The 26035-nt window shown below is 39.3% G+C and carries 28 protein-coding genes; 2 read left to right on the plus strand and 26 right to left on the minus strand.

The genetic code is table 11. The features are described 5' to 3' along the window. Positions 1–38 precede the first annotated feature (38 nt). The 17 genes from HW098_RS07320 to HW098_RS07400 form a co-directional block, all read right to left on the minus strand. Entirely contained in the window at positions 39–1088 is a 1050-nt protein-coding gene (locus HW098_RS07320; RefSeq protein ID WP_176139690.1) for a hypothetical protein, read from the minus strand. A gap of 9 nt (positions 1089–1097) precedes the next feature. Further along, positions 1098–1739 (minus strand): hypothetical protein, encoded by a 642-nt coding sequence (locus HW098_RS07325; protein WP_061439653.1) that lies wholly within the window; start codon positions 1737–1739, stop codon positions 1098–1100. Between the two features lies 1 nt (position 1740). Continuing rightward, positions 1741–3057, minus strand: a complete 1317-nt coding sequence (locus tag HW098_RS07330) for a restriction endonuclease subunit S (RefSeq protein ID WP_176139691.1) — start codon at positions 3055–3057, stop codon at positions 1741–1743. Then, positions 3050–5158 (minus strand): class I SAM-dependent DNA methyltransferase, encoded by a 2109-nt coding sequence (locus HW098_RS07335; RefSeq protein ID WP_176139692.1) that lies wholly within the window; start codon positions 5156–5158, stop codon positions 3050–3052. Before HW098_RS07335 ends, HW098_RS07330 begins: the two co-directional genes overlap by 8 nt. 216 nt (positions 5159–5374) lie before the next feature. Continuing rightward, complete coding sequence (locus HW098_RS07340) at positions 5375–5629, minus strand: Txe/YoeB family addiction module toxin (RefSeq protein ID WP_049492101.1); 255 nt, start codon at positions 5627–5629, stop codon at positions 5375–5377. 3 nt (positions 5630–5632) lie between these two features. After that, on the minus strand, positions 5633–5887 hold the full coding sequence (locus HW098_RS07345) for a type II toxin-antitoxin system Phd/YefM family antitoxin (protein ID WP_000388572.1): 255 nt from the start codon (positions 5885–5887) through the stop codon (positions 5633–5635). 237 nt (positions 5888–6124) lie between these two features. Further along, entirely contained in the window at positions 6125–7222 is a 1098-nt protein-coding gene (locus HW098_RS07350; RefSeq protein ID WP_176139693.1) for a nucleotidyltransferase, read from the minus strand. 9 nt (positions 7223–7231) lie between these two features. Continuing rightward, a complete protein-coding gene (locus HW098_RS07355; RefSeq protein ID WP_338620392.1) occupies positions 7232–7972 on the minus strand; it encodes a class I SAM-dependent methyltransferase in 741 nt (246 codons plus the stop codon). A 207-nt stretch (positions 7973–8179) separates the two neighbouring features. Next, the gene (gene rsfS, locus HW098_RS07360) at positions 8180–8533 is read right to left on the minus strand and encodes a ribosome silencing factor (protein WP_176139694.1); all 354 of its coding nucleotides are present in this window, start codon (positions 8531–8533) and stop codon (positions 8180–8182) included. Positions 8534–8545: 12 nt separating this feature from the next. Continuing rightward, positions 8546–9046, minus strand: coding sequence for a cysteine hydrolase family protein (locus HW098_RS07365; RefSeq protein ID WP_176139695.1), 501 nt, complete (start codon positions 9044–9046; stop codon positions 8546–8548). Further along, complete coding sequence (gene yqeK / locus HW098_RS07370; protein ID WP_176139696.1) at positions 9047–9640, minus strand: bis(5'-nucleosyl)-tetraphosphatase (symmetrical) YqeK; 594 nt, start codon at positions 9638–9640, stop codon at positions 9047–9049. Further along, positions 9640–10269 (minus strand): nicotinate-nucleotide adenylyltransferase, encoded by a 630-nt coding sequence (locus HW098_RS07375; protein WP_176139697.1) that lies wholly within the window; start codon positions 10267–10269, stop codon positions 9640–9642. Before HW098_RS07375 ends, yqeK begins: the two co-directional genes overlap by 1 nt. Positions 10270–10320: 51 nt before the next feature. Continuing rightward, a complete protein-coding gene (yhbY, locus tag HW098_RS07380; RefSeq protein WP_000060165.1) occupies positions 10321–10632 on the minus strand; it encodes a ribosome assembly RNA-binding protein YhbY in 312 nt (103 codons plus the stop codon). A 214-nt stretch (positions 10633–10846) separates the two neighbouring features. Further along, positions 10847–11953: a ribosome biogenesis GTPase YqeH gene (gene yqeH / locus HW098_RS07385; RefSeq protein ID WP_176139698.1), complete on the minus strand. Its 1107-nt coding sequence runs from the start codon at positions 11951–11953 to the stop codon at positions 10847–10849. Between the two features lie 2 nt (positions 11954–11955). Beyond that, positions 11956–12483 (minus strand): YqeG family HAD IIIA-type phosphatase, encoded by a 528-nt coding sequence (locus HW098_RS07390; RefSeq protein WP_000234220.1) that lies wholly within the window; start codon positions 12481–12483, stop codon positions 11956–11958. Between the two features lie 16 nt (positions 12484–12499). After that, positions 12500–13405 (minus strand): magnesium transporter CorA family protein, encoded by a 906-nt coding sequence (locus HW098_RS07395; RefSeq protein ID WP_000242264.1) that lies wholly within the window; start codon positions 13403–13405, stop codon positions 12500–12502. 63 nt (positions 13406–13468) lie between these two features. Then, positions 13469–14029: a mechanosensitive ion channel domain-containing protein gene (locus tag HW098_RS07400; RefSeq protein WP_001168881.1), complete on the minus strand. Its 561-nt coding sequence runs from the start codon at positions 14027–14029 to the stop codon at positions 13469–13471. A 139-nt stretch (positions 14030–14168) separates the two neighbouring features. Here HW098_RS07400 and sstT point away from each other — a divergent pair, with 139 nt between their 5' ends. Then, entirely contained in the window at positions 14169–15374 is a 1206-nt protein-coding gene (gene sstT, locus HW098_RS07405) for a serine/threonine transporter SstT (RefSeq protein ID WP_176139699.1), read from the plus strand. A 173-nt stretch (positions 15375–15547) separates the two neighbouring features. Continuing rightward, positions 15548–16501: an aromatic acid exporter family protein gene (locus HW098_RS07410; RefSeq protein WP_176139700.1), complete on the plus strand. Its 954-nt coding sequence runs from the start codon at positions 15548–15550 to the stop codon at positions 16499–16501. A gap of 11 nt (positions 16502–16512) precedes the next feature. On the opposite strand, the gene HW098_RS07415 is transcribed toward HW098_RS07410, so the two are convergent. The 9 genes from HW098_RS07415 to asp1 form a co-directional block, all read right to left on the minus strand. Next, a complete protein-coding gene (locus HW098_RS07415; protein WP_176139701.1) occupies positions 16513–16704 on the minus strand; it encodes a hypothetical protein in 192 nt (63 codons plus the stop codon). 166 nt (positions 16705–16870) lie between these two features. Further along, positions 16871–17095, minus strand: coding sequence for an accessory secretory protein Asp5 (locus HW098_RS07420; protein WP_050230870.1), 225 nt, complete (start codon positions 17093–17095; stop codon positions 16871–16873). Positions 17096–17099: 4 nt separating this feature from the next. After that, the gene (asp4, locus tag HW098_RS07425; RefSeq protein ID WP_001287962.1) at positions 17100–17279 is read right to left on the minus strand and encodes an accessory secretory system protein Asp4; all 180 of its coding nucleotides are present in this window, start codon (positions 17277–17279) and stop codon (positions 17100–17102) included. A gap of 1 nt (position 17280) precedes the next feature. Further along, positions 17281–18618 carry an accessory Sec system glycosylation chaperone GtfB gene (gene gtfB / locus HW098_RS07430; protein ID WP_176139702.1) on the minus strand — a complete coding sequence of 446 codons (1338 nt, stop codon included), beginning with the start codon at positions 18616–18618 and terminating at the stop codon, positions 17281–17283. Next, entirely contained in the window at positions 18611–20122 is a 1512-nt protein-coding gene (gene gtfA, locus HW098_RS07435; protein ID WP_176139703.1) for an accessory Sec system glycosyltransferase GtfA, read from the minus strand. The genes gtfB and gtfA overlap by 8 nt, the downstream gene beginning before the upstream one ends. An 11-nt stretch (positions 20123–20133) precedes the next feature. Next, positions 20134–22503, minus strand: a complete 2370-nt coding sequence (secA2, locus tag HW098_RS07440) for an accessory Sec system translocase SecA2 (protein WP_176139704.1) — start codon at positions 22501–22503, stop codon at positions 20134–20136. Further along, the gene (gene asp3, locus HW098_RS07445) at positions 22496–22936 is read right to left on the minus strand and encodes an accessory Sec system protein Asp3 (protein ID WP_176139705.1); all 441 of its coding nucleotides are present in this window, start codon (positions 22934–22936) and stop codon (positions 22496–22498) included. Before asp3 ends, secA2 begins: the two co-directional genes overlap by 8 nt. Continuing rightward, positions 22933–24465 (minus strand): accessory Sec system protein Asp2, encoded by a 1533-nt coding sequence (gene asp2 / locus HW098_RS07450; protein WP_176139706.1) that lies wholly within the window; start codon positions 24463–24465, stop codon positions 22933–22935. The genes asp3 and asp2 overlap by 4 nt, the downstream gene beginning before the upstream one ends. Further along, complete coding sequence (asp1, locus tag HW098_RS07455; RefSeq protein WP_176139707.1) at positions 24449–26029, minus strand: accessory Sec system protein Asp1; 1581 nt, start codon at positions 26027–26029, stop codon at positions 24449–24451. Before asp1 ends, asp2 begins: the two co-directional genes overlap by 17 nt. Between the last annotated feature and the right edge of the window lie 6 nt (positions 26030–26035).

A 26035-nucleotide genomic window follows, 5' to 3' on the forward strand; every position in this document is an offset into this window, starting at 1 on the left:
TAAAAGTTATTAAAAATCTAAGGTATAGAAATAGTTATTTAAATGTTTGTTTGTGTCTCCTGATGGATTTCATTAGTCCAAATCTGCCCATCCATTATAGCTGCAAGTGTCGCTACTGAAGATTCATCTACTAATAATCCAACAACTTTACCCTCTTTTGATCTGTGAACCTTTAAGGGTTTGTTGCCTTTCTGAACATTATTCTCCAATTTGTCATTAGCCTCTACGATCCGATTAATATCATAATTTTTATCATCTTCTGAATCTCTAGCAAATTTTTTAGCAATATTAACATTTTTTTGATTAAAAAATTCATTTGGATTAAATTCTTCATCATTCCAATTTACAGAAACTCCCTGCATAGAAATAGTTCTTTTAACAGTAACATCATTAGTTCTAAATCTATCAAAAGTTTTTTTGGCATATTCAAAATATGAATTTTTTAAAACAAAAGCATTTTCATATTCTTCTGGTTTATGAACAAAAATTTGTATATTAGTTTCTGAGTCATTTTCAGTGTAAATTGCAGATGCAAATACTGACGACTCTATCAAAATCACTGAATCTAAAGAGAAGGAGGCATTAGAATGGATGGTATCTATAGTCTCTAGATGAGTACGAAGTAGGTTTTTATTTTTCAATATATGATATCTCGGCCTAAATCTTGCGAAATGATACACTGTAGTTTGCTCGTTGTCATCGCTAGACTCTAGTACATAAAATCGAAAACCACTTAAGTCCTCATCACCACCTTCACTAGTTACATTCGACGCTCTTGCCGTTGGCATTGTTGTTGCTCGACGTATATTAGATAGGATTTCAAATTCTTCCTTAAAATAACTATTTTGATTGGAATTTAAGTTCTGTCTATAAGGAACACTTTGCTTTATAATACCTCCCGAAAACTCTTCTAGTCCCTCTTTTGCTTCCTCGTAAGTAGCAAAATCTCCAAATTTCATATTATTCCATATCTTAGAAAACTCTGCCGTTTGATCTGGCAATAAAATGCTACCAATTGGATTATCATTCCTGTCAAAAAACTTTTGGTTCTTCCATGCAATCAAGTATATATTTTTTAATTCTTGCATATAAAATAATTATCCTTCCTTTTTAAACACAAATAATCTATTTCTGGCATCTCTAGATGAAAATGGTATTATTTTTTTAAAACCATATAATCTTTGTTTCAATATACTTCTATCGCATATTATAAATAATTTATCCTCAACAGATACAATATCTTTTCTACATATCACTAATAATAAATTAGGAATAGGATCACTACTATTTAATACATATAGCAATAATAAAATTTGAACAACAACAAAAATAAAAAGTTGAATATACAAAGATTGAGATAAATCTAATGATGTAATCCCCGAAGTAACTACAATACTCAATAGATATTCCATTAAATTTGGATTAACAGTATAAAATCCATAATTATCCACCGTATCGTTTTTATCTTTTTCTACATTAAAATTTATTGTTATTTCTAGTTGCCCTGTTTTCTTCTCTTCTGTTCTTTTTATCTTACAGAGTAAATAGAAAAGAGAAAATAAAGTAAAAATTATGAACACAGGCAATAAAATTGCTTCTATAGAAATTGAAATATTAAAAAAGTTTAAACTTAAACATTTTAGCTCATCGTGTTTCTTTAATAAAATAATGATATATGCAGGAAGCATTGCCGTCCAAAAATAACATATCTTAAATAAAAAGTTTGTCCCAAAAAACATCCTACACCCTCCTCTTCCCTGTTACATAATCATAAATAAGAGTTTGTCGTTGTTTATTAATATTTTCAATTTGTTGATCTTTTGTTTTTATCATCTGATTAATAATTAACATTTTTTTATTCAAGTACTGACTAATTTTATACTGATAGTCTAAATCTGGAATAATTATTTTAAAATTTCCGATATTATCAAAGCTCAAACCTTCTCTATTTCCGCTAATTTGATGAATTTTAATCATAAATTGTCCAAATTCAGACATGATAAAATACATTAAATAATCTGGCAATACAAATCTATCGCATCTAATAATGCACACATGTTGATTAACATTTGCTTCTACATCTAAATCATATTTTGCTACTCTTCCAATAGAAGCTCCTGTTATATTTAATAAAATATCATTTTTTTCAACGCTAGTCCCTATCATCTGACGATGAATATTCCTATTTATATAAGTGGATTTATCTTCTAACTGTATTAATCCATTATGAACATTCTGACTTCGAATAAATAATATTCCAGTTTCTTCAAAAATTTCAGACCCTCCCAAAGGAGTTTTACCGCTTCCAATTTTATTTACTAAATACTTTAATCGTTTCACTCCCCACCCTTCAGGCACCTCTCCAATCCAGTCGATACCCGAATCTTTCATTGGGACTGTTTTATCCAGTCCTTTTGTGACAGTCTCATAAATCAAGCTAGAGCGGTAATCTTTGAGCTTTTGAATCTGCTCCTCCAGTAATGCTTTAGCTTTATCTAACTGGGCGGTTTTCTTATCTAGAAAATCAGCAATTTTTTGTTGTTCATTTTTTTGAGGAAATGTAAAAGTGAATTCATCAAATACATTTTGATACAAATGTAAAATGGTGCTAGCCCCTGAATTTGTATAGTTAAACCACATCCAAAATTCATCTGATAATAAAACATAGTATAAAAATTTTCTATCAATCTCATCAATTGTTTGGATTCTTAATACACCACTATTTAACGAAGCTTTATCATCAAGCCCTGAAATAATAGCTACTTTACCTACCGTACCATCTTTCGTAATTAGTAAGTCACCATTTTCAACTTGAATCTGTGAAGCTTCTGACCAACGTTTTTCATCAATATGTACAGCTGTTTCAAAATTAATAGTTCCATTGTGAAAGTCAGTTCCAGTAATTAAATATGGTCCTTCTTCTTTATATTCAGCTGATGTTAATCCTTGCCAGCCAATTCTACCATTAAGCTGTGTTGTGAATTTTATTTTAGAAATAGCCCACTCTTCTGGTATTTGTCCGATCCAGTCGATACCACTCTCTTTCATCCTAGTCATGTTTGAGTTCCTCCAAGAGAGTCTGTAATTCTGCTTCCAAGTCATAAAACTCAGCTAAGAGCTTTTCTGCACTTTCTGGTTCTTGGTATTGATAGAAATAGCGGGTAAAAGGAATCTCTGCTCCATAGCCTTTTTCCTCATCAAACCAGTAGTGGGCGTCAGGTACATGAGGATAGACCTCACGCGCAAAGTAGGTTTCCACATCCTCTGTCAGCTTAACGATTTCACTGTCCTTGGTGGTCTTATCATAGACAATCCCATCGGCAATCTCATTTGCCTTGTCTTTCCTCTTGGTTCGGATAACTTCTGCTGTTTTGTCCATTTCACTCATAGCTAAGGCTAGCGCATTGATATTAGCAGACGTAAGATTAAACTCTCCCAGCAAGTCCTTGATGACTTGGACAAAGTTCTCAAAGTCAGGATAGGTCTTGTCAGAACTTCCCTTAGCAAGAGCTGTCAGGATAGCTTCTTGCTTGGTCTTGCCAGCTACAAAGTCCTGTAATTTTTTCTCATCCTTAGTTGAACGTGGTTCCATCTCCAGCAATTCTTGGTACTTGTATTCATCAAATAGTTTGGCTAGGAAAGGAACGCTTTTCGCTTTCTCAATTGTTTCTTCGCTTATCTGGCCACGACGTTGCAGAGGTTGCATAACTGTAAACTCTCGATAGAGAAACTCTTGATTGTCAAAGATTTTTACATGGTCATTTTCTTGAAAATCATCGTACCAGCGAAGGATCTGACGGATGTTATCTTGGGACAACTCACGGCGTTTTTGACCTAGAGATTTACGTAGAGGAATAAACTCCTCCGTCGCATCAATAAACTGAACCTTGTTCTGGCGTTCAGGAGACTTGTTTTTATTATAAATCCAAATATAAATCCCAATTCCTGTGTTATAGAAAAATTGACCTGGAAGGGCGACTATAGCTTCCAGCAAATCATTCTCAAGGATATAACGGCGAATCTGACTTTCTCCCGATGACGTCCCACCTGAAAAGAGGGGAGACCCATTTGAAATGATGGCTGCACGGCCATTTTCTTCTAATTTTGCAATAGCATGAAGATGGAAGAGTAGTTGAGCATCTCCAGTTCCTGGAGTCGCAACAAAACGACCTTGACGACCTTCTGTTTTATCAAAGAGTTGATGATCTTTCTTAACTGCATCCTCAACCCCATCATCCGCATCCTTACCACCCCAAGCTTGACCGAAGGGAGGATTAGCGATGACAAAGCTCATCTTAGTATCTGGGAAAGGATCTGGATCTTTTAAGGTATCCACCTTCACAAAATAGTCAGAATCTTCCTGACGAATTAGCATATCTGCACGACCAATCCCAAAGGTTTCAGGCAAAACTTCCTGACCAAAGAGTCGGACAGTGGCTCCTGTATTCAACTGACGAATATAGCTTTTAGCCGTAGCCAGCATTCCCCCAGTTCCAGCCGCCATGTCTAGTATTTTCAACTCTTTTTTATCAACAAAAAGTTCTTCGTCTGCCTCAATCAAGAGGAGGTTGACCATCAGAGCAATAACCTCACGAGGGGTATAGTGAGACCCCGCTTCCTCATTTTCAGAAAATCGGCGGATGATATCCTCAAACATGTATCCCATACGCATAGAGTCAACTGAACTTGGAGATAAATCAATTTGAGAGAACTTTTTAATAACCGTGAAAAGGCGACCACTCTGGGCCAGGGTACGGACTTGCTCTTTAAATTTTAGGTTTTCAATGATGTCCTTGACACGACAAGAATAGCCATCCAGATAGGCTATAAAATTCTCCTCGATTGCATTTGGATCGTTTTGAAGATTTTCCAACGTAAAAGGACTAACATTGTAGTAACGATAGCCTGAAAGTTTCTCCAACACTTTCTCAGGTGTATTGGGATTTGCTTTGTATTGTGCTACCACCTGATCCTTGGTTGGCAGTAAGGCAGCTTCTAAACGAGTCAGGACAAACATTGGAATAATGACATCGCGATACTTATCTGCTCGATAAGCCCCTCTAAGAGTGTTAGCGATAGACCAAACTGTATTGACATCATTAGAAATTTGGATGTCATTTGCTTGGAATAGTGGTAATTTTTCTTTGAAATTAGACATTTACTTCCCCTGTTTTTATTATTAACAATTCTCTTCATTATACCATAAATTAAGAGTTATAAAGCGGATTCAAGGGTAAAGATCGAAGTTCATATACTAAATTTCTTTTCTGAGTTTTTGTCTTTTGTATTAGGGATTCTGTCATTTTCCAAAAAACTTTATCTTAAACTTACTAATAAAAATTTAAAAAATAAAAAGCCTACCTTTCAGTAGACTCTAGTAATGATCTTTGAAAGACAAGAAAGCGATGCTATCCCCATCCATCATATAAATCAAGCGATTTTCTGCGTCGATACGACGTGACCAGGCTCCTTGGTAGTCATACTTGAGTGGTTCTGGCTTACCTATTCCTGTAAATGGATCACGTTGAATATCCTTGATTAGTTTATTGATTCTTTTTAACGTTTTCTTATCCTGATTTTGCCAGTAGCAATAATCTGCCCAGGCATCTTCTGTAAACTTGAGCAGCATTTCTTACTCCTCAATAACATGGACCTGAGTACTTCCAGCACGAACTTGAGCCATTCCTCGCAAGACCTTGTCAGATAGTTCCTTGTTTTGAGCGATTCTCAGAGTTTCTTGAATACTATCCCACTCGCTCTTTGAAAGAACTACAATGTCCTCATCTGGATTTTTATTAACCACCGTCAAAGGCTCAAATTCATCGTTTACCTTCTTCATGTAGTCTTTTAAATGATTTCGGAACGTTGAGTAAAGAACTGCTTCCATAACCATACCTCGTTTTACCTCTTTTCCACTATTATACACAAAAAGAAAGAAATTGTCAGGAACTTGTACAAGATTTTCTTTTCTATCTATCTATACTCAATGAAAATCAAAGAGCAAACTAGGAAACTAGCCGCAGGCTGTACTTGAGTACGGCAAGGCGACGTTGACGTGGTTTGAATTTGATTTTCGAAGAGTATTATTCGTAAAAAATCTCAAAAAGCCTACCTTTCAGTAGACTTAGTTTGTTTCTATTCTAATCGGTACTCTTCCAAAATTCTGCTCTTTTATACTCGAATTTCCTAGTTGGTAAATCTGGTCTGCCTTTTGAGTCATGCCATCCCAAGGTTCTTTGCCAATTCGGCTGACTAGATTGACCTGTCCTTTCAGAGACTTGAGATGCTTTCTGCCTTTTTCGGTAAAGCCAAGAACACGAATCCCTTCTGGTAAGTCACTTTCTCTAGCTTGCACCAAGATATAGGTCAATAGGCGTCTAACACGCGCCTTGGTGTAACGTTTGGTCACAACTGCCTCAACCAAGTCTTCCACAGACTGGGCTATCTTGATGGCATCCTTGATGCGCACAGCCATTTCTTGATTGACCTGATAGATGGTGGTTAGATCGGGATTTGACAAGATTTGATAGCGGAGCAAAGGAAAATAGTCTTCCCAGGTCACCTTACTTGCCTGCTCAAAGAGTGCAACAGAAGGCATAAAGCGTTCTAAGAAATCTTTGTCCCTCTGGTACTGACGGAGGGCTGTTGCCGAAGCAAAGTCCACATCCTTATCCACAGAATGGTAACCAGCCCCCTGACGTTGAATTGGATGAAGTTTAATATTTCGCCCTGCAACTGCCTTGACATAGGCCAGAGCAAGAACATGATTGGGCGTATTGCCTGAAAAATCAAGACCAGCAAATTCCTTCCACATGACCTGAGTTTTCTGAGGATAAGAGAGGGAATCAGCCAGATTTTCCACAAATTGCTCCATCTCAGCACCCTGCTCTGTGTATAAGTCAGCGATTTTCTGGTAATCTAGAACTTCCTCCGTCCCAAAAGCTAGAGTATCAATACCCAAACGAGTCAAGATATCCACAGCTCCTTGGCCGAAGAAATCTGCTGCCTGAACACTGACTAAAAAGGGCAATTCTACTACCAAGTCTGCCCCATTTTCCAGTGCCATCTGGGCCCTTGTCCACTTGTCCACAATAGCAGGCTCGCCTCTCTGCATGAAATTCCCTGACATGGCAACAATTTTCAATCCCTCAGCCTGATTTAGCAGGTATTTATGCCCATTATGAAAGGGATTAAACTCCGCGATAATACCTGTGATGGTCATGATAATCTCCTACTTCTGCGCGACAAAAAACCAACGGGTACTTGTCTCTGTCGGCTCCTTGTCCTCAAAGTCTGCATAGAGTTTGAAAGACTTAAATCCAGCCTGTTCCAGCAAAATATCATAGGTCAAGACTTCATAGGTCCGCTCCTCATGCACCTCATCGTGACGACTAAAGGAGCCGTCCGCTTCCTTGACAAAGAAAGTCAGCTCATGCACGATGGAGTGAGGCGCCGCATCCTCATAGGTATCCCAAAGCATGGCGAAATCTTCCACATTTTCATGGTAGGAATAGCCTGGAAAAACCTCATCCGTCTGGTAGGTCGAATGCACATCAAAGATGAAAACTCCGTCTTCGTTGAGGGCATTATACACTTCCTTAAAGACGTCCCCTACTTCCACCTCATCCTGCATGTAGCAGATTGAGTCCGAGTAACACGTGACAAAGTCGTATTGACCTGCCTTAGACAAATCCAGCATATTGCCTTCCATAAAATCAATCTTTTGTTTGGCTGAAGAAGCTCTCTTCTCGGCAATCTTCAACATATCCGCACTCAAATCAAGCCCAGTCACATCAAAACCAGCTTGAGAAAAGCGAACAGACTGGATACCTGTTCCACAAGCCAATTCCAAGAGTTTCTTTCTCTCCTTAGTTTTTGGCAAATGACGCAGAGAAAAATCAGTCCATTTGTCGTATAAACTGTCATCCATGACCGCATCATAGACCGCCGCAAAAGTTTCATAAGTTGCCATAATCATGATACCAAGAGCCTTAAAAGCAAATAGTACATAGGAAACTTTCTTCCCTATCGTCAGATACAAAGAAAGTTACTCTTTTTCCCTAAGCTTTTAGCTCGTGTTCAGTTTCAACATCAACCAAACACGAGGCTCTTTACCTTTCTATCAATTTTCTTCTAAAATAAGCAAAGAAACCCAGTTGACTGCAACTGAGTTCATCTCCTATGCTAAGGCTTCTGAGAGATCTACTGAATCCGCCTCATGCCATAGTTTTTCTAGGTTATAGCGGGCACGCATTTCTTCTGAAAAGACATGCACAACGACAGCACCAAGGTCCAGCAAGACCCAACCTCCAGCTGCGTCGCCTTCGACATGACTACCTTTAAATCCTGCTTCCGCTACTTTTTCACGGATATTATCAGCGATAGCGTCCAACTGACGGCTATTCATTGAACTAGTAATAACAAAGTAATCCGTCACGCTAGTCAAATCTTGTACGTCAAGTGCGAGGATATCCTCCGCACGTTTCTCATCAGCCGCTTTCACGACTAGTTCTAATAATTCTTTTTCGTTCATTTAGTCCTCTTTTTAGAAAATATGTTTGTAATCTAGGACATCTGCAAAGCGCTCCTCCCAAATGTCCTCATAAAATTCATTTATCGTTTCTGCTGGAATGTCATCCCCATCAAAGGTTGTGACAGCACCTTCTGGAATAATAAGCTGATAGCCATATTCAAAGGCAACCTTGACAGAGGTATCCACACAATATTTTGTCTGCATACCACATAAAACTAATTTTTCAATCCCCTGTTTATCCAAGTATTCTTTTAAGCCAGTTTCTTTGAAAATACTGTTATACTTCTTCTGAAAGACCTTTTCATCAGGTTTTCGATTTAAAAGCGCAGATAACTGCCAATCTTCTGATGTTTGGGCTTCAGGATTCTCAATATGTTGAACATAGATAATTTCGATATTCTTACTTCTAGCCTGATTTTGTAAATAAGAAATTTTTTCCAATAGACTATTTGTCTGAAAACCGGTTTCCACTAAAATATTCTGAACATCAATGATTATAAAAGCCGTCTTCATTTAGTCCTCTTTCAAATAGTGCACAAAGGCGTTATAGGTTTCAAGGGTTTGGGGATAGATAGGGAATCCCTGATGAGCTAGATGCTCCACGGTACGAGCTGTTTCGTAGGCCACCGCCTTATTAAGCGATAAACTTGCAATCTCACGCGCCACATCTACTCCAGGAAAGGCTCGATTATGCTCGATATAGTCTGCTACATAGATAACCTTATCTAGGTCTGTCATCTGGTCAGCCCCGACTGTATGGATTTCAATAGCTCGCAGGATTTCTTGATCATGCAAATCCAAGTCTTCTTGAATCTTGTAAATTCCAACCATGCCATGCCAGACATTATTGCCCCAGTTTTTGAGGTCAGGGTCTAGCTGGTAACGGTCAATCAAGTCTAGAAATTCCTGATCTGACAGCTTCTTAGCATAGTCATGAAGAAGGCCTGCTAGTCCTGCTTTCTCAGTATCGACTCTAAATCTCTGAGCCAATTCTATAGCTGCACGCTCCACACCCAAGCAATGGGTTAAGCGTTTTTCAGGTAGAAGCTCTGCCATTTTTTCCAACAAAGCCTCACGAGAGCAGTTGATATAGTCTTGATAGGCCATCAGTAGAGACCCTCCTTCTCGATGTAGTCTAGCACAGGCTGAGGCAGGAGAAAGTTGGGTTTCCGTCCCTGGGCAAGGAAGTCACGCACCATGCTGGACGAGATATCCATGAGAGGCACATCCACCCAGATAACTGGATAGGAAGTGCCAGCCTTGTAGCGTGGGCGCTGAACTCCCACAAACTGAACCATATCTACCAGTTCATCAATTCGGTACCACTTAGGCAGATAGTCCACCATGTCAGCACCGATGATAAAGTAATAATCCGTATCAGGATGTTGCTCTGTCAAAATCTTCATAGTGTCGTAGGTGTAAGAAATGCCCTTACGTTCCAACTCAATAGTTTCAATGTCCAGACCTTCAATCCCCTCAATCGCCAACTCAATCATCTTGAGGCGATGGTGCTCAGGGATGGTTTCCTTTTTATCTACATGAGGAGGTTGGTATTCAGGCATGAGTAGAACTTGGTCCAGTCCCAACTGTTGCCGTACTTGGTCCGCAACAATCAGATGGGCATTGTGAACAGGGTTAAAATTCCCTCCTAAAATACCGACTTGTTTGCGTTTTTTCTCCTTGATTTCTGGCTCCAACTCTACCTTGGTAAAGGGAGTCAATAATTCGATTGCCATAGGCTAGTCTCCTTTATTTCTCTGTAAAAACAGTTGTTTGGAGTAGTTTTTCTAGATTTCTTTGACTTTTTTAGAAATCTTGCGATTTTCTTTCTTGCTGGATTGTTTAAACAAAATCAAGATGCGTCCGATTTTTTGGACTGTATCCACACCGATTTCTTCTTCCAAGATTTCAGCTACATCGTGGATATTTTCATCGGTATTTTGCAAGAGCGTTACTTTAATCAATTCGCGGGCGTCAAGAGCTTGACGGACGCTGGTTTTGATTTGGTCGTTAAGTCCATTTTTCCCGATTTGGATGATGGGTTTGAGGGTGTGTGCCTGACTGTTGAGGAAGGCACGTTGTTTTGATGTTAATGACATAATTTCTTTAAAAGAGTTTCTTTTTATACTTTTCTGAAGTGGTGACGGACGTCAGCAAAGTCCTTCGGACTTTCATGACTAAAATTTGAGCCTAATGTCTCAAATTTTCCGCAGTTGGTACAATCACTTGTACCAACTAACACCACGGCGAAAAGTATTCTCTATGGGGTTCGCCCTGCTAGTCCGAGTTCAGAAAACCCTTTCCTTTCTGTGTTTAAATTATTGCTTTTCGTGTGACGACGGCGACGCCTTCTGGTGCCCAGACGGCTACTTTGGCAGTTCCTGTTACGCGGATCCAGCCGAGTCCAGAGATGACTAGGTCTGTCTTTTCCTTGATATTAAAGACATGTTGGACTAGTTTTGGAAAATGTTCTTTTTCCTTACTATTTGGTGGTGTCAGAAGGGTTCCGACGTGCTTGTCGTAGAAAGCACCAGCGCCTTCAAGCTTGGTACGATGGAGTTTCAATTCATTGTCAAAGAAGGCTGTGAATCCTTGCTTTTCACCCGCAATGAAGTCAAAGCGTCCGAGACCTCCTAGAAACAGGGTTTGTTCAGGATTGAGCTGATAGGTTTTAGGTTTGATTTCCTTTTTAGGGCTGACATACTTGAGGTTTTTGGCCGTCAAGTAGTGGGCCATCTGGTGACGGTGGATGATTCCCGGCGTATCGTAAATATAAGATCCGTCGTCAAGCGGAATCTCAATCTTATCCAAGGTTGTCCCTGGGAAGCGCGAAGTCGTGATGACATTCTGGTCACCCGTGATTTCTTGGATAATAGCATTGATAAGAGTTGATTTTCCAACGTTGGTTACACCGACCACATAGACATCGCGGCCCTTACGGTAGTGTTCAATCTTGTCAATGACTTCCTTAATGGCATGTTTATTTTGTGCTGAGGTTAGGACGACATCAACTGGACGAAGTCCTTCTTCGTGGGCACGCTCCATGAGCCACTGGCTAATCTTGCCCGGTTTAACTGACTTGGGCAAGATATCTTTTTTATTTCCCACCAAGAGGACATCATTGCCCGAGACGAAACGTGGCAAGCCTGGGATAACAGAGCCATTAAAATCAAAAATGTCAATGACATTGACTACCAAGGCATCGCTGTCTCCCACCTCGTGCAAGAGCTTGAGGAAATCATCGTCTGTCAACTGGACATCCGTGATTTCATTGTAATGACGGAGACGGAAACAGCGTTGGCAATAGACTTCGCCAGTCTCCAAACCTTTTTCGAGTGCCGACTGGGGAGTAAAACCAAGACCAGCCTTGTCTGTCGTCTGAATGGTTGCTCCACAACCAATACAGAGAATTTCTTCCATAGTTAAATTCCTTTTTTATATGTAATCGGCCCGTACTTTTCAGTGATTTTTCGCATGACACGGCGCTCACGAGCTCGGTTAATCTGCGTTTTGATAGAGTCATGTTGGACTAAGGGTTTGACTAAAATCGAGCGAATACCAGCACGGTGGGCTGCTCGAATATCTGTCATGAGCTGGTCGCCAACCATGACCACTTCGCTTTTCTCATAGTGGAATTCCTTCATGGCACGGTCTATCCCAAATGTGAAAGGCTTCAAGGCCCAATAAACGTAGTCAATCCCAAATTTCTCAACTGCTCGTTGGACGCGTTTTTTAGTATTATTTGAGACCACGATAATGCGAATGCCCGCGTCCCGAAGGTCATGTAGCCATTGTTTCATTTCTGGCGTCCCGTCAGGGTTGTTCCAAGCAATGAGGGTATTATCCAAATCGACCAAAACAGCCTTGATTCCCTGCGCCTGCAGGCTTGGAACTGTCAGATCATAGACTGCTTCCACAGCAAAGTCTGGCATGTAGTTTTCAATCACCATTTTGGCTCCTTTTCTTTTATTTTCTAGTAATTTTCTTCAGCCATTGAGATAAGGCCACCCATAAAATCAAGCTAGTCATTAAGATATAAATCCAAGCATTTGGCTCTTCTGTAAATGGTAGAGGAACATTCATTCCGAAGAAACCTGTAATAACCGCAAGTACTGCTAGTAAGACGGAGATAATAGTCAAAATTGACAAACTATCATTCAAGTTATTGTTTAGGATGTTGTTGTAAGAAGCTGAGAGTTGTTGCAAGACTTGAGAAATCAAGTCTGTCATAGACACCAACTGATGGGCTTCAATCATGGCATCATCAAACTGCTCTCGTTCGACATCATTAAATCTCCGATAAAGAGCATGGCCCTGGATATGTTCCAAGAGGAGTCGATTTTGTTTTGCTGCTGCTGTCAGGTAAACCATACCAGTCTCCAAGTCAGAGAGGGCGAAGAGATTTTTCTTTGTTGTAGTTTGACGTAGCAAGGCACTAATTTCGTCCTTACTTTTATCCATCTCTTCAATGACAGGATAATAAGCGTTACTGATAATCTCTAAACCAGAAAAGAGAAACTTGTAAATAGAAAGCGACTCATGGCTATCCAGATAAGCTGACATCTGATCAATGACATAAGCATTCTTATGGTTGCTGATGGTAATCATTCGTTGTTTTTCAACGATAAAGGTCATCGGAATCGCTTCATAATATTCTTTGTCTTTTTCTAAATCAAGAACATTATAAATAAAGGTTACCGTCTCCGTTTCACGGTTATAATCCATATGAGCTCGTTCATTTCTATCCAGAGCATACTCAATGGTTTCCTTGTCCAATCCATAGATGTCAGAAAGATCTTCCATATTTTTAATCTTATCCACATCAAGGTCTATCCAGGTACAACCATTGCCCAACTGCTTTTCTAAAACCATCTTTTCTCCTTTATTAAAATTAAACTCTTTCTATTGTACCACAAATTACTTAAAATAACAGGTCTAGTCTGTGCGTGAGAAATTGCTAACAACTGTGATATTTCGGTTAGGAACAAAGTGAAGAGCTTGCTCCTCGCTACGAAGCTGGGTCGTACGAATTCCCACGCTGACGACCTTGCCCGATACAGTAATAGGACCATTTGTCAGAACGACCTCATCTCCCACATCCAGTTGACGTTCAAAAAGGATGAAAAAGCCATTGATGACATCAGACAGAAAACCTTGGGCTCCCATCCCAATGGCCACCCCAGCAATCCCAGCTCCAGCCAACAAACTAGATACAGGTAAGCCTAAAATCGATAAAATACAGTAGAGTAAAAAGAAATATAGCGTATAATTAAACACATTTTCTAGTAAACGCGCAATAGTCTTTTGGCGTCCGACATCATGATGAGACATTTTTAGAGAAGGTTTGACAATTCTCTGCACCATGGTATGAAGCATTTTTTTAGCAATATAAAATACAATCAAAAGCAGTAAAAGAGAAATAATCTTGGTTAGAATATTCTCGATAATGGTTGTCACATCTAGCTTTTCAATATAAGCTTGAATAAATTTTTGCATATAAAACTCCTTTATTTCATTATACCATACTTTTATCGGTCTCATTCTCCATAAATATTCAAAAAAATAGACAGAAAATTCTTGATTTTGTCTATCATTTATACTATAATCATAATCACTACACAAAAAGGAGATTATTATGAAAAGAATCATTCATGCTTGGAACAAGGCAAGCCTTGTCAAGCGTATCTTGATTGGTATGCTTTGTGGGGGAATCCTAGGACTGATCCTTCCTAATCTCTCAGGAATTGGTCTACTCGGGGATTTATTCGTCGGAGGTCTAAAAGCTGTTGCTCCTATCCTAGTCTTTGCCCTCGTTGCCAATGCCCTTTCCCAACATCAAAAGGGACAAGATAGCAATATGAAAACTGTTGTTTTCTTGTATATCCTAGGAACTTTTGCTGCTGCTCTTGTAGCTGTTGTAGCAAGTTTCATCGTCCCTATTGAAATTACCCTAAATAGTGCCAATACTGAAATTGCACCACCAGATGGGATTGGGCAGGTCCTCAGCAACCTCTTGCTCAAACTGGTTGACAATCCAGTCAATGCCCTCATTACTGCCAACTACATCGGTATCCTATCTTGGGCAGTTGTTTTCGGGATTGCCATGAGAGAAGCCAGTAAAAATAGTAAAGAATTACTAAAAACTATCGCTGACGTGACTTCTAAAATTGTCGAATGGATCATCAACCTGGCTCCATTTGGAATCCTTGGCCTTGTCTTCAAAACTATTTCTGATAAGGGAATCGGAAGCCTTGCCAACTACGGTATTTTATTGGTTCTATTAGTAACGACTATGCTTTTTGTTGCTCTTGTGGTCAACCCCTTGATTGCCTTCTTCTTTATGAGACGCAATCCTTACCCTCTAGTTTGGAACTGCCTCCGTGTCAGCGGTGTGACAGCCTTTTTCACTCGTAGTTCTGCGGCTAACATTCCTGTCAACATGAAACTCTGCCATGACCTTGGACTCAACCCAGATACCTATTCTGTTTCTATCCCACTTGGTTCTACGATCAACATGGCAGGGGCAGCGATTACCATTAACGTTTTGACCCTTGCTGCAGTTAACACTCTTGGAATCCCTGTTGACTTTGCCACAGCCTTTGTCCTCAGTGTAGTGGCAGCTATCTCAGCCTGTGGTGCTTCAGGTATTGCCGGAGGTTCCCTCCTTCTTATCCCAGTTGCTTGTAGCCTTTTCGGTATTTCTAACGATATTGCCATGCAAGTTGTTGGGGTTGGATTTGTGATTGGGGTCATCCAAGACTCATGTGAAACAGCCCTTAACTCTTCTACAGATGTCCTCTTTACCGCCGTTGCCGAATACGCAGCAGCCCGTAAAAAATAACTCATAAAGGCAAGCCTGCTCAGGTCTTGTCTTTTACGCTTTTATTCTAACTTATACTCTTCGAAAATCAAATTCAAACCACGTCAGCTTCGCCTTGCCGTACTCAAGTACTGCCTACGGCTAGCTTCCTAGTTTGCTCTTTGATTTTCATTGAGTATTATCAGGAAATTCTTATGTCTATTAGCCAACGTACGACCAAGCTCATCTTAGCTACCTGTCTTGCCTGTTTTCTTGCTTATTTTCTCAATCTTTCCTCGGCAGTTTCGGCTGGAATCATCGCCCTCTTGAGTCTATCCGATACCCGTAGAAGTACCTTAAAACTGGCCCGCAATCGGCTCTTTTCCATTCTTCTAGCTCTAGCTATCGGTGTTTTGGCTTTTCACTTGAGCAGATTTCATATCTGGAGCCTTGGCCTCTATCTTGCCCTCTACGTGCCCCTAGCCTATAAGATGGGCTGGGAAATTGGCATCACACCAAGCACTGTTTTGGTTAGCCACCTCTTGGTACAAGAGTCAACCTCTCCAGACCTTCTAGTCAACGAATTCCTTCTCTTTGCTATCGGTACAGGATTTGCTTTGCTGGTCAATCTCTACATGCCTTCACGAGAAGAGGAAATCCAGCACTACCACACATTGGTAGAAGAAAAGTTAAAAGATATCCTTCAACGCTTCAAATATTATTTATCCAGAGGGGACGGCCGCAACCGAGCACAGCTGGTGGAAGAATTAGACACCCTTTTGGAAGAAGCCCTCAAACTGGTCTATTTAGATCACTCTGACCACCTCTTTCACCAGACCGACTACCATATCCACTACTTTGAGATGAGACAGCGACAAAGTCGTATCCTACGAAATATGGCCCAGCAAATCAACACCTGTCACCTAGCTGCCAGTGAGAGCCTGATTTTGGCCCAACTCTTTTCAAAAATTGCCGGTCAACTGAGCCAGACCAATCCTGCTTCTGATTTGCTAGATGAAATTGAACGCTATCTGGAAGTCTTTCGCAACCGCAGTCTGCCCAAAACAAGAGACGAATTTGAAACCCGCGCCACCCTTCTCCAACTCCTACGTGAAGCCAAAACCTTCATCCAAGTAAAAGTTGATTTTTACCAAAAATATGGACAGTAATACTCTTCAAACTACGTCAGCTTTACCTTGCCGTAGGTATGGTTACTGACTTCGTCAGTCTTATCTACAACCTCAAAACAGTGTTTTGAGCTGACTTCGTCAGTCTTATCTACAACCTCAAAACAGTGTTTTGAGCTGACTTCGTCAGTTCTATCCACAACCTCAAAACGGTGTTTTGAGCTGACTTCGTCAGTTCTATCCACAACCTCAAACGGTGTTTTGAGCTGACTTCGTCAGTTCTATCTACAACCTCAAACGGTGTTTTGACCAGCCTGCGGCTAGCTTCCTAGTTTACTCTTTGATTTTCATTGAGTATAAAAAAGAAAACTTCAGACCAATCCACAAAAGGTGAATATCTGAAGTTTTCTTTTATTTGTAAGTTATCACCATAAAGGTTAATAGTAGAACGAATAAGGCCAAACTCACCAATAAGGTGAGCACCTTTACCAAGGTGTTGCTCTGCCAGTAACTTGGTTTACCAATATTACTGGTGGCATCCATGGAAAATAGTTGATTTTGACGGGGTTGTATGGTTACCAATACAATCAAAGCAATAGATAGGACAATAGCTAAAACAATCAGTATTTCAATCATAGACCTACCTCAAAATTCCCAGCAAAGTAAAGAGCAAACCGATCAGAATCATCAAACCCAATAAGAGTGAAAAGGTCTTACTAATCTTTTCCCCTCGGGTTTCTTTTTCTTTCTTGATGGGTTTTTGTTTCAACTCTTCCATGCGACCTTCAACGTCTTTGTAAAATAAATCTTCCTCTGACATGTTAGCCTCCTAAAACAGTTTGCATGGTTTCCTGATATCGCACCAAGTCAACATAGTTGGCATGTTGGCCTTGTTTGCCAAGTGCCTGATTCATTTGATCAACATCTGAAAGAGCCAATTTAATGGTCTCAACCAAAGCAGAAACTTCACTACTTTCAAATAGATGTTCTGGAGCGATATAAAGTCTATTGTGCACCGTCTGATTAAAACCAAGAATCAACATATTATGCTCAAAAGCCTGACGAACTGCCTGCAATAACTCATTACTGTGGTTTATATCCAAGTAAATATCCGATAGTTGATAAAGTTCCTGAATCTTCTGTGGACTAGCGTTCTGATAAAGGACCACATTAGGATAGCGAAGCATATCTAATAACTTAGAAGACATCTCTGTTACCGCTGCGATACGGAAAGTGACATCAGGCAAGGCTTCTACGATTGCTTCCACTTGCTCAATCTGATCGGAATTGGTCAAGATTAAGGCATCTCGTCTTAGGAAATTATCACGTTTGAACTGGTAATGATAACCCAAGTGCACAAACTGATCATGGTATTTCTCGTCAGTCAACTCTAAAGCGCGCTCATAAGTCGCCTTATTTGGAATGATGATTTTCTTAGTACGCACATTATCACTTTCCAAAATCAACTGCATATTCCCCGGAATGGCATCATAAAGAGGTTCCTGCCAAACCAAAACATCTGAGCCAGATTTATCTGGATAATGGAAGGAAACCAAGAAAGCGGTCGCTAGAGTATTAAAGACAATCTGATGCTTATCTAGCTCCAAATCTTGCAAAAAGAAGGTGATAAATTCAACCTTATTTGCAAAGTAACGCATGGACTGACCAGGCAAAGTCAATAAGATATCACCCGTCACATGGTTTTCAAGTAAAACTTGTTGATCATTGACATCTTGGTAAATCGTCATAATTGGCTCACTATCTGCGCTATAGGTCGTTGTAGCAAAGCAAGCTCCGAAGCGATTATAGTGGTCAACCTGACGTACTCTACCTTCTAGGTCTTTCCAGTCTACCTGTTTAACCAAGCGAGCCTGCATTCCGTCAGCATAATGAATGACAGCCCTCTCCTGTGTCACATCCTCAATACGAGCAGACTGATTATTTCCTGAAATTTCCCAAAAAGCTGGAACAGGAACTTGGTTAAAATAAAGAGGTTTTCCCTTTTCATAGCCTAGATAATAAGTAAAAGGAGAGACCAGACCATCAGGCAGAAAGCCATCTGCATCGATGACTACTCCAAGTTGAGAAAGACCAGTAGCGACTAGACTTTCGTGTAAATCTCGACTTTCCTGACTATATCGATCATAAAGTTCAATCATGGAGCACCTCCTCTACTGTTTTCTTCCACTTTTCTAAAATTTCTTCGGTTAAGAAGCCTTCTGCAATCTGGTAAGAATGGGTACGCATATCCGCCAAACGATTTTCTTGATATAGTTGGCAAATCTTAGTTGCGTAAGCTTGCTTGATTTGGTCTTCTACATGGTCAGATGAACTTGGAATCAAATAACCATTTTGCCCATCTTCTATAAAGGTCTGATTCCCATAAGGCACATCAAAACCGATTAGTGGTAGACCTGAACCAACTGCTTCCATCAAGGTCAAACCAAAGCCTTCGCTGGTAGAAGCCGTCAAGTAGACCTCATACTGACTATAAATCTGCGAAAGTTCCGCATGTCCCTTGAGCTGGATATAATCCTCAGCCTGATGATTTGCAATAATGTCTCTAAGCAGAGAATCTTCTCCACCACTACCATAAATATCAAAGGTTAATTCAGGTATTTCCTTACGAGCCTCAATCACAGCCTTGACCAACCAGTCAATGTGTTTTTCTTTGGCAAGACGCGAAGCCGTAATCAATGAAAAGGGCTTACGTCCTTGACTTGACTCAGTCAAGGAATCAATACTTCCTACAGGAATGGTAACAATCTTTGGACGATGCTGAGTATATTTGGCAAATTGCTCTTGCAGAACTTCTCTCTGTCTATCAGTGGATACGATAAAGAAGTCAACCTTATCTGCATTGGTAAACTGATAGTCATAGTAGTTGTTCCAAAGGATATAGTCCTCGTTTGTAGCATTTTCACTATAATGCTCCGCATGAACAACTACCGCTAGATGCGCTACTTGTGCTTCCTCAAAAACAACCTGTCCAATGCCTGTCTCCCTATCGAGAATGACCAAATCAGACTTGTTCAAATTCAAGGATTTCATAAAAGCACGCATAAAGGCTTGCTTCCCATAGAAAATCTTATCCTTGAAACGATAAACTTCTTCCTTTCCTTGATTCATCAAGATATCATAGGCTGGAGTCCCGTCTTCATTATAGAAAGTTCGTTGGTATAGGACTGCAACATTGTCCTTGGGAGCAAAGTATTCGCTACAATAACGCGTATAAGAAAAGTAATCCTTACGAATCAGTTTTCCTTGAAAGACATACTCGGCATGTTGAACCAAGTCCTTGTTCTCATCCACCAAATAACAGGTTACAAACTTATCTTGGTCAGAAAAGAAGACACGCAAGATCTTCCCATTCTTTTCTCTACGACTTTCGACACCACCAAAATAAGCCAAGACATCATCCACTGTCACACTTGTCGGTGCAATCTTAATATCTGTAAAGTGGTTATAAAGCCAGATCACTTGATCATCATCAAAACCAATATTGGCTGTTAAGTGCTGAATATTATCGGCTAAAATCATATCTGTAAAGATAAACTTAGAGGGGAGATTTAAATTCCGAAAAATACCAGCACGATAGGCTTGGGCATATTCAACACCACTACTAGCCCAGCCAATTCCTAAATTTATATTATAAATTGTCATATATTCTCCTCTTATGGGAAATGAGTCACGATTTCACCTTTTGGAGTGACCTCAACCAGCCCCATCAGGAGATTCCGTACCATATCCGCACGGATTTGTTCTTTCATAGCTTCAAAGCCCGCGTAGGCTTCTTGATAGTATTCTACAATCGGATTTTTCTGACTAGCAGATTGACCACCGATAGCCATAGATAACTGTTGTAGATAGTCTACCTGCTCTACCCAGTTGTCATCAATAGCCTTGAGTAAAGAAAGGCGTAAAAATTGTTCATACAAGCCATGTTGCTCAAGCAATTCTTTCTTTTCAGAAAGCTCTCTATCAATCACCTGCTTCATAAAGCTACGAACAGCAGTTTTATCAGCCACATCTATATAATCTGGAACCTCTTTAATATGAAAACTAATATTGGTCACGATAAAGTGGAAGAGCAATTCTCGACTTTCATAATTTGAAGCGGTCACTTGATCTATATAGCTAGCAATGATTTCCTCCACCACATCTTCTAAAGCACGAGAACCATCTATTAGACGATTTCTCTCTTTATAGACGATATCCCGTTGGATATTCATACTCTCAGCATACTCCAGAGTCTGACGACGTGCCGAACGTCCAGCACTATCACTGGCATGCTGAGACTTTTCGACTAGCTTTCGGTATTTACGACCTTTCAATACCTCTGGTTGAGTCATATCTTGAACTTGATAATCTTTATACTTTTTATGAACCCAAGATGGGCCAAATTTTTTGATAACATCGTCTTCTAAAGATACAAAGAACTTACTCATACCAGGATCTCCCTGACGACCAGAACGTCCACGAATTTGCAGGTCGATCCGCTGACTTTCCATCCGTTCCGTTCCAATAACAATCAAGCCCCCAAGCTCTGCAACTCCCTTACCGAGTTTGATATCCGTACCCCGTCCTGCCATAGAGGTAGCCACTGTCACAGCTCCCATCTGACCTGATTCAGAAATAATCTGAGCCTCTCTCGCCACATTGTGAGCATTCAGCACATTATGGGCAATTCCTTCTCGTAACAAAAGCGATGAGTATAAATGAGACATCTCCACAGAACCAACAAAGACCAATAAAGGATTTCCCTTAGCATGGTATTCTTTGATATACTCCAAAGAAGCATATACCTTTTCAGGTAATGTCACATATAGATTATCTGGATAGTCAATTCGTTGTTTAGGACGATTGGTAGGAATCCGTACAACAGCCATATTATAAGTCTCTCGAAACTCTTTTTCTGCAACCTTCCCTGTCCCTGTCATACCAGACAGCTTATTGAACATCTTAAAGAGGCTCTGATAGGTAATAGAAGCCATAGCCCGCGTTTCTGGAGATAGTTTGACTTGTTCTTTAGCCTCAATCGCCTGATGAAGCCCTCCCTGCAGTTTAGTTTGTTCTAATAAACGTCCAGAACCTTTATCTACAAGAAGCATCTCATTGTCTCTAATAACATAATCTTTATCTTTTGTATAAAGCTTGTGAGCCCTCATTGCATAGACTAGATGACGGGCAAAGACTGCGTTTTTTTCATTATATAGATGATCAATTCCAAAGAAACTTTCCGCTTCCTTGGCTCCCTGTTTCGTTAACCAAACTTCCCCCTTCTCCTCTTTGAAAATAAAATCCTTACCTTCTACTAGTGTGGTCATAAGAGTATTAACAATACCATAATGATTAGACTGAACTCTGGGAGCTCCAGCGATAATTAAAGGAGTTTGGGCACTGTCTAATAAAATATCATCTATCTCATCAATAATTGCATAATCAAAAGGACGTAAAAATTTACCTTCCTCGTTTGATGCTAAATTATCATTTAAATAATCAAAACCTAAGTTAGCATTTGTTGTATACACAATATCAGAGTCATACATCTCCCTCTTTTCCTCAACAGACAATTCTTCACCACTCTCTACAAAAGGAACTCCTATTGTTAAGCCTAGAAAACGGTAAACTACTCCCATCTCCTCAGCATCTCGCTTAGCAAGATAGGCATTTGGGGTAATCACCATTGTCCCTTTTCCTGTTAAAGCGTTGAGGTAAACAGGCATCGTTGCTGTCAAAGTTTTTCCTTCTCCAGTACTCATTTCAGCGACGTTCCCCTCATGGATAACGATCCCTCCCATGACTTGGACGTCATAAGGAAACATGCCCAATACACGTCTATCCGCTTCACGAACAACCGCAAAAGCCTCTACCAAGAGATCATCCAAAGTTTCTCCTTTAGCCAGACGTTGGCGAAACTCCACTGTTTTTGCAGCCAATTCTTGATCCGACAAAGATTCCATCGTCCTCTTTAATGCATTGATTTTTTTTAGAATTTTTGTAACTTTTCTAAGTTGAAAACTCTGATAAACCTCTTTAATCACGATTCATCTCCTCAATAGAAAAAGAATAAAAATCCAAAGATTCAAAACCAGCACTTAAGAGATGGACTTGATAGGTGTGGGCTTCTTCCGGGTAAATAAACGTAAATCTTTTATCTTTTTCAATTTTTTCTTCAATCACATCACCATATCGATCAAAAAATGTAATCGATGTGTACACCCCTTTTGTAGGCTGGCAGTCAAATTTCATTATCATTTGGTATTCTTGTTTTCGTTTCAATAATGGAAGGCTTGGCTGTTTTCGAGCAGCTTGATAATTCGTATTCGAAACCCAACCTTGAATTTTAGTCCCTGAGGGAACTAATGGATTATATATACTTACATGAGAGTCTGAATGATAGGTCACCTTCGTACCGTAAATATACATATTTAGCCTGTCTCCCCACTTGATATCTGGTCTTTGTCTGATAATCATACCTCACCTCGTCCAAATCCTGTTTTCAAAACCATATGATAGAAATGCAAAAACCAGGCAACATTCTCCCCAGTATCATCATTATGTCGACCAGCTGTGCCTCTGGAAAGTATCTTAGCACCTGTTTTACATAAATATTCTACCAACTCTTCATATGCCTGAGGATCCATATCTTCATCCTTCATATAGGATAGACCAAAGGTCGTATTCGAAAAATCTGCTTTTTTGAAGGATTCCCAAAAATATTGATCCAATTCAATCATATGTCTAGAATCCACTCCACCTGTTTGATGTCTTAAGATATCAAATCCTGTATTAAACACTCCCGGTGCATCCAAGCGACCACGTCTTGCAATTGTTCCAATATTCGTCAAAGGTTTCCCAACAACAACGGCATATGGCTCAAAAAAAGAGCCATAATAAAGCGATGGAAAGGTCCCCATAGAAAGTCCCGATAAAATTAAATCACTAGAGGTTAGACCTAAATAATCCAGGTAATACTGAATAGTTTTTCTAACCTTACTTTCTAACTCTTCACTTCCTATATAAAAAGCTCCACCTTCTATACGAGGATCTGAAAACAGAAGAAAAGGACAGCCCAGATTTTTCATCATCCAGTAACCTTCAAAGCCTTCCGCAGGTCGATATCCTGAAAAATAAATAGCTAAAGGTGGTTTGAAATCTCCTGGATGAAAGAAATAATTAATTTCATCTCTTTTGTTATCATGAAGAGTATTTCCACCTAAAACGAATTTACCGAATTGTTTTCTACTCCAACGTTGATGAAGATTCCCTATTTTCAGTTTCCCCTTTCCTCTGGCTTCAATAGAAAGTGCCAAATAGACATTATATGTTTGCTCAATCAGAATAGTAGAAGCCAAATCCGACTCTTCAAAAACAAGATCCTCTGTAATATCAGCAATCGATCCTTCAAAAATCTTTTTGATACGAAATCTAAACTCAACTCCTGAACTTTTTTCATATTCAAGCCATAATTCAATTGGTAGGCTGCGTGTTACAGCAATATTATAACTCCAATATGCTAGCTGAGAAAACTCCTCACCAAAATCTCCCTCTAATTCTACATATTCATGTCCTTGATAAGAGACACTTCCTTGAAACGAATGGTGAACCTGTATTGTAGAAGGTTTCATTTTATCGCCATATCCTCCTCCAAATAGAGAAGTCGATAAATCTTTTAGCAATCTTTCTGGTTCAGAGAAATCAATAGCTCTTGCACAACGTTTTTTTAGTAAATCTAAAACATCAGAATCACTTGACTGAAAATCCTGAGGATAAAAAACTGTATAAGGATCTAATTTTTTCGAAAAAGGCAACAAATCACTTAGATAACGCCCATCTTCTATCAAAACAGCATGAAAACTTGAAATCTTATCTGTCTCCATCATTTTGCGAATAGCAAGAGGTGAATCTGGACAAAAATAGTACCAATCCATATTTTCAGGAATATCATAATGGTGTTTCCAATTATCAATTCCAATTTGTAAAATTTTAAGTTCCCTCACCATTTGTTACTTCTCCAATCCAATGATGCAATTTTTCTAAGAAACGTTTTCCTGTATGCTCTTTAATTTTGTCAATTGTATAAATTAGCGACTGATTCCATTCCTTGAGTGTATCTAGGTAATGAGACATAGCCTTGTGAAGTTCTGATACTTCCGAAAGAAGATAGCCATTCTTTAAATGTTCTACATAAACGGTCTTGACTCTATTGATTTGAGGAATCCCCGCACTTATGGCAGCTATCTGTGTATAAAGATGAGGCTGAAGGCTAAGGTCAATAAGCAAACGTACATATTCTAAATTTTTAATCAAGTCCGACTCATCATACATATTTATAAATTGATAACGTAAGTTCTGATTCTCATTTTCTTCTAATGGATTCTCAGCTTCTCCATAATCTGATTCTTTTTCAAAATTAGCTACCTGGATACGTTGGGAAATCATATCTTGTACCATCTCTTCAACTTGATTCATCTGTTCCTGATTTGCAGCAAAAGTACCAAAAACTAATTCTGTATCGTCTGTCTTAGCAATAAATGATAGAACTTCATAAATCCCTTCTTCATCAAGTCCCTCTTCAAAATTAAGATGGTAATAAATAATGGATTCTTTCTTTCTTTGACTTCTTCCAAGTCTTAAACGAGTATCAAAAGGAGACAGATGTTGAAATTTAGCGACTTTTTCAGGGTAGAGACTCTGTAACTGTTGAAGGCTATCCTCTCTATCTACTAAAACTAAATCAACCTTTTCATAAATCATACTCAATTCACTTAAACTTTCTTGAGGGTTACGACCAATGAAAAGACTCAAAATTTTAGTACTATTCTCTGGTAAACGAGATAAAACAAATTCATTATGTTTGTCGTGAGAAGGTAGGATATAAATATCGTCCTCCTTGTATTGTTGCAAGAGTCTTCTTTCAAAGAATTCCGCAATCAATTCACCTATATTTTTATAGCTTATATTTTTATATTGATAGGAAAAAATAGGATTTATTTCAACTCTGCCATCTTCTTGCAGATACTCTCTAAATTGCCAAATTCCATTCAAATTCAAATATTCCTGATAAGATGGAGCCCCATCTTTAAAATAAATGACACTTGACACAAAGCCACGATCATCCATTATATAATGTTCAAGTAATTGACCATTTTCATGAAAATATTGTATATCACTTATAAAACCTTCCTCGCCTTGTTCTACTTGAGCATACCGTTTACCTTGTTTGTAAACAGTAATTGCAAATGGACTATATAGAAATTCACACTCTCTATCCCATTCAATATCCCACATATTCAACACTTGGACATGTGCATCATGCAAATCTTGCATGTCATCAAATACAGAATAAACAGATGCTTCTAAGACACCATGGCGATGTAAAAAATAACGTAGGTGAGGTTGATAAGCTAATATCATTAGGTAAGAGGTGATTTCTTGTCGCTGGAATAAACGAATTTGATTAAAAGTATCGTCAAATTCTAGTTTAAAGAAGCTACGATACCACGGTGTAATATCCGCATGCCACTGTCGCCCTGAGCCATACCAGGCTGGAATAAAATAATACATGCTATC

Source organism: Streptococcus sp. 1453 (genome assembly GCF_013276955.1).
Classification (GTDB): domain Bacteria; phylum Bacillota; class Bacilli; order Lactobacillales; family Streptococcaceae; genus Streptococcus.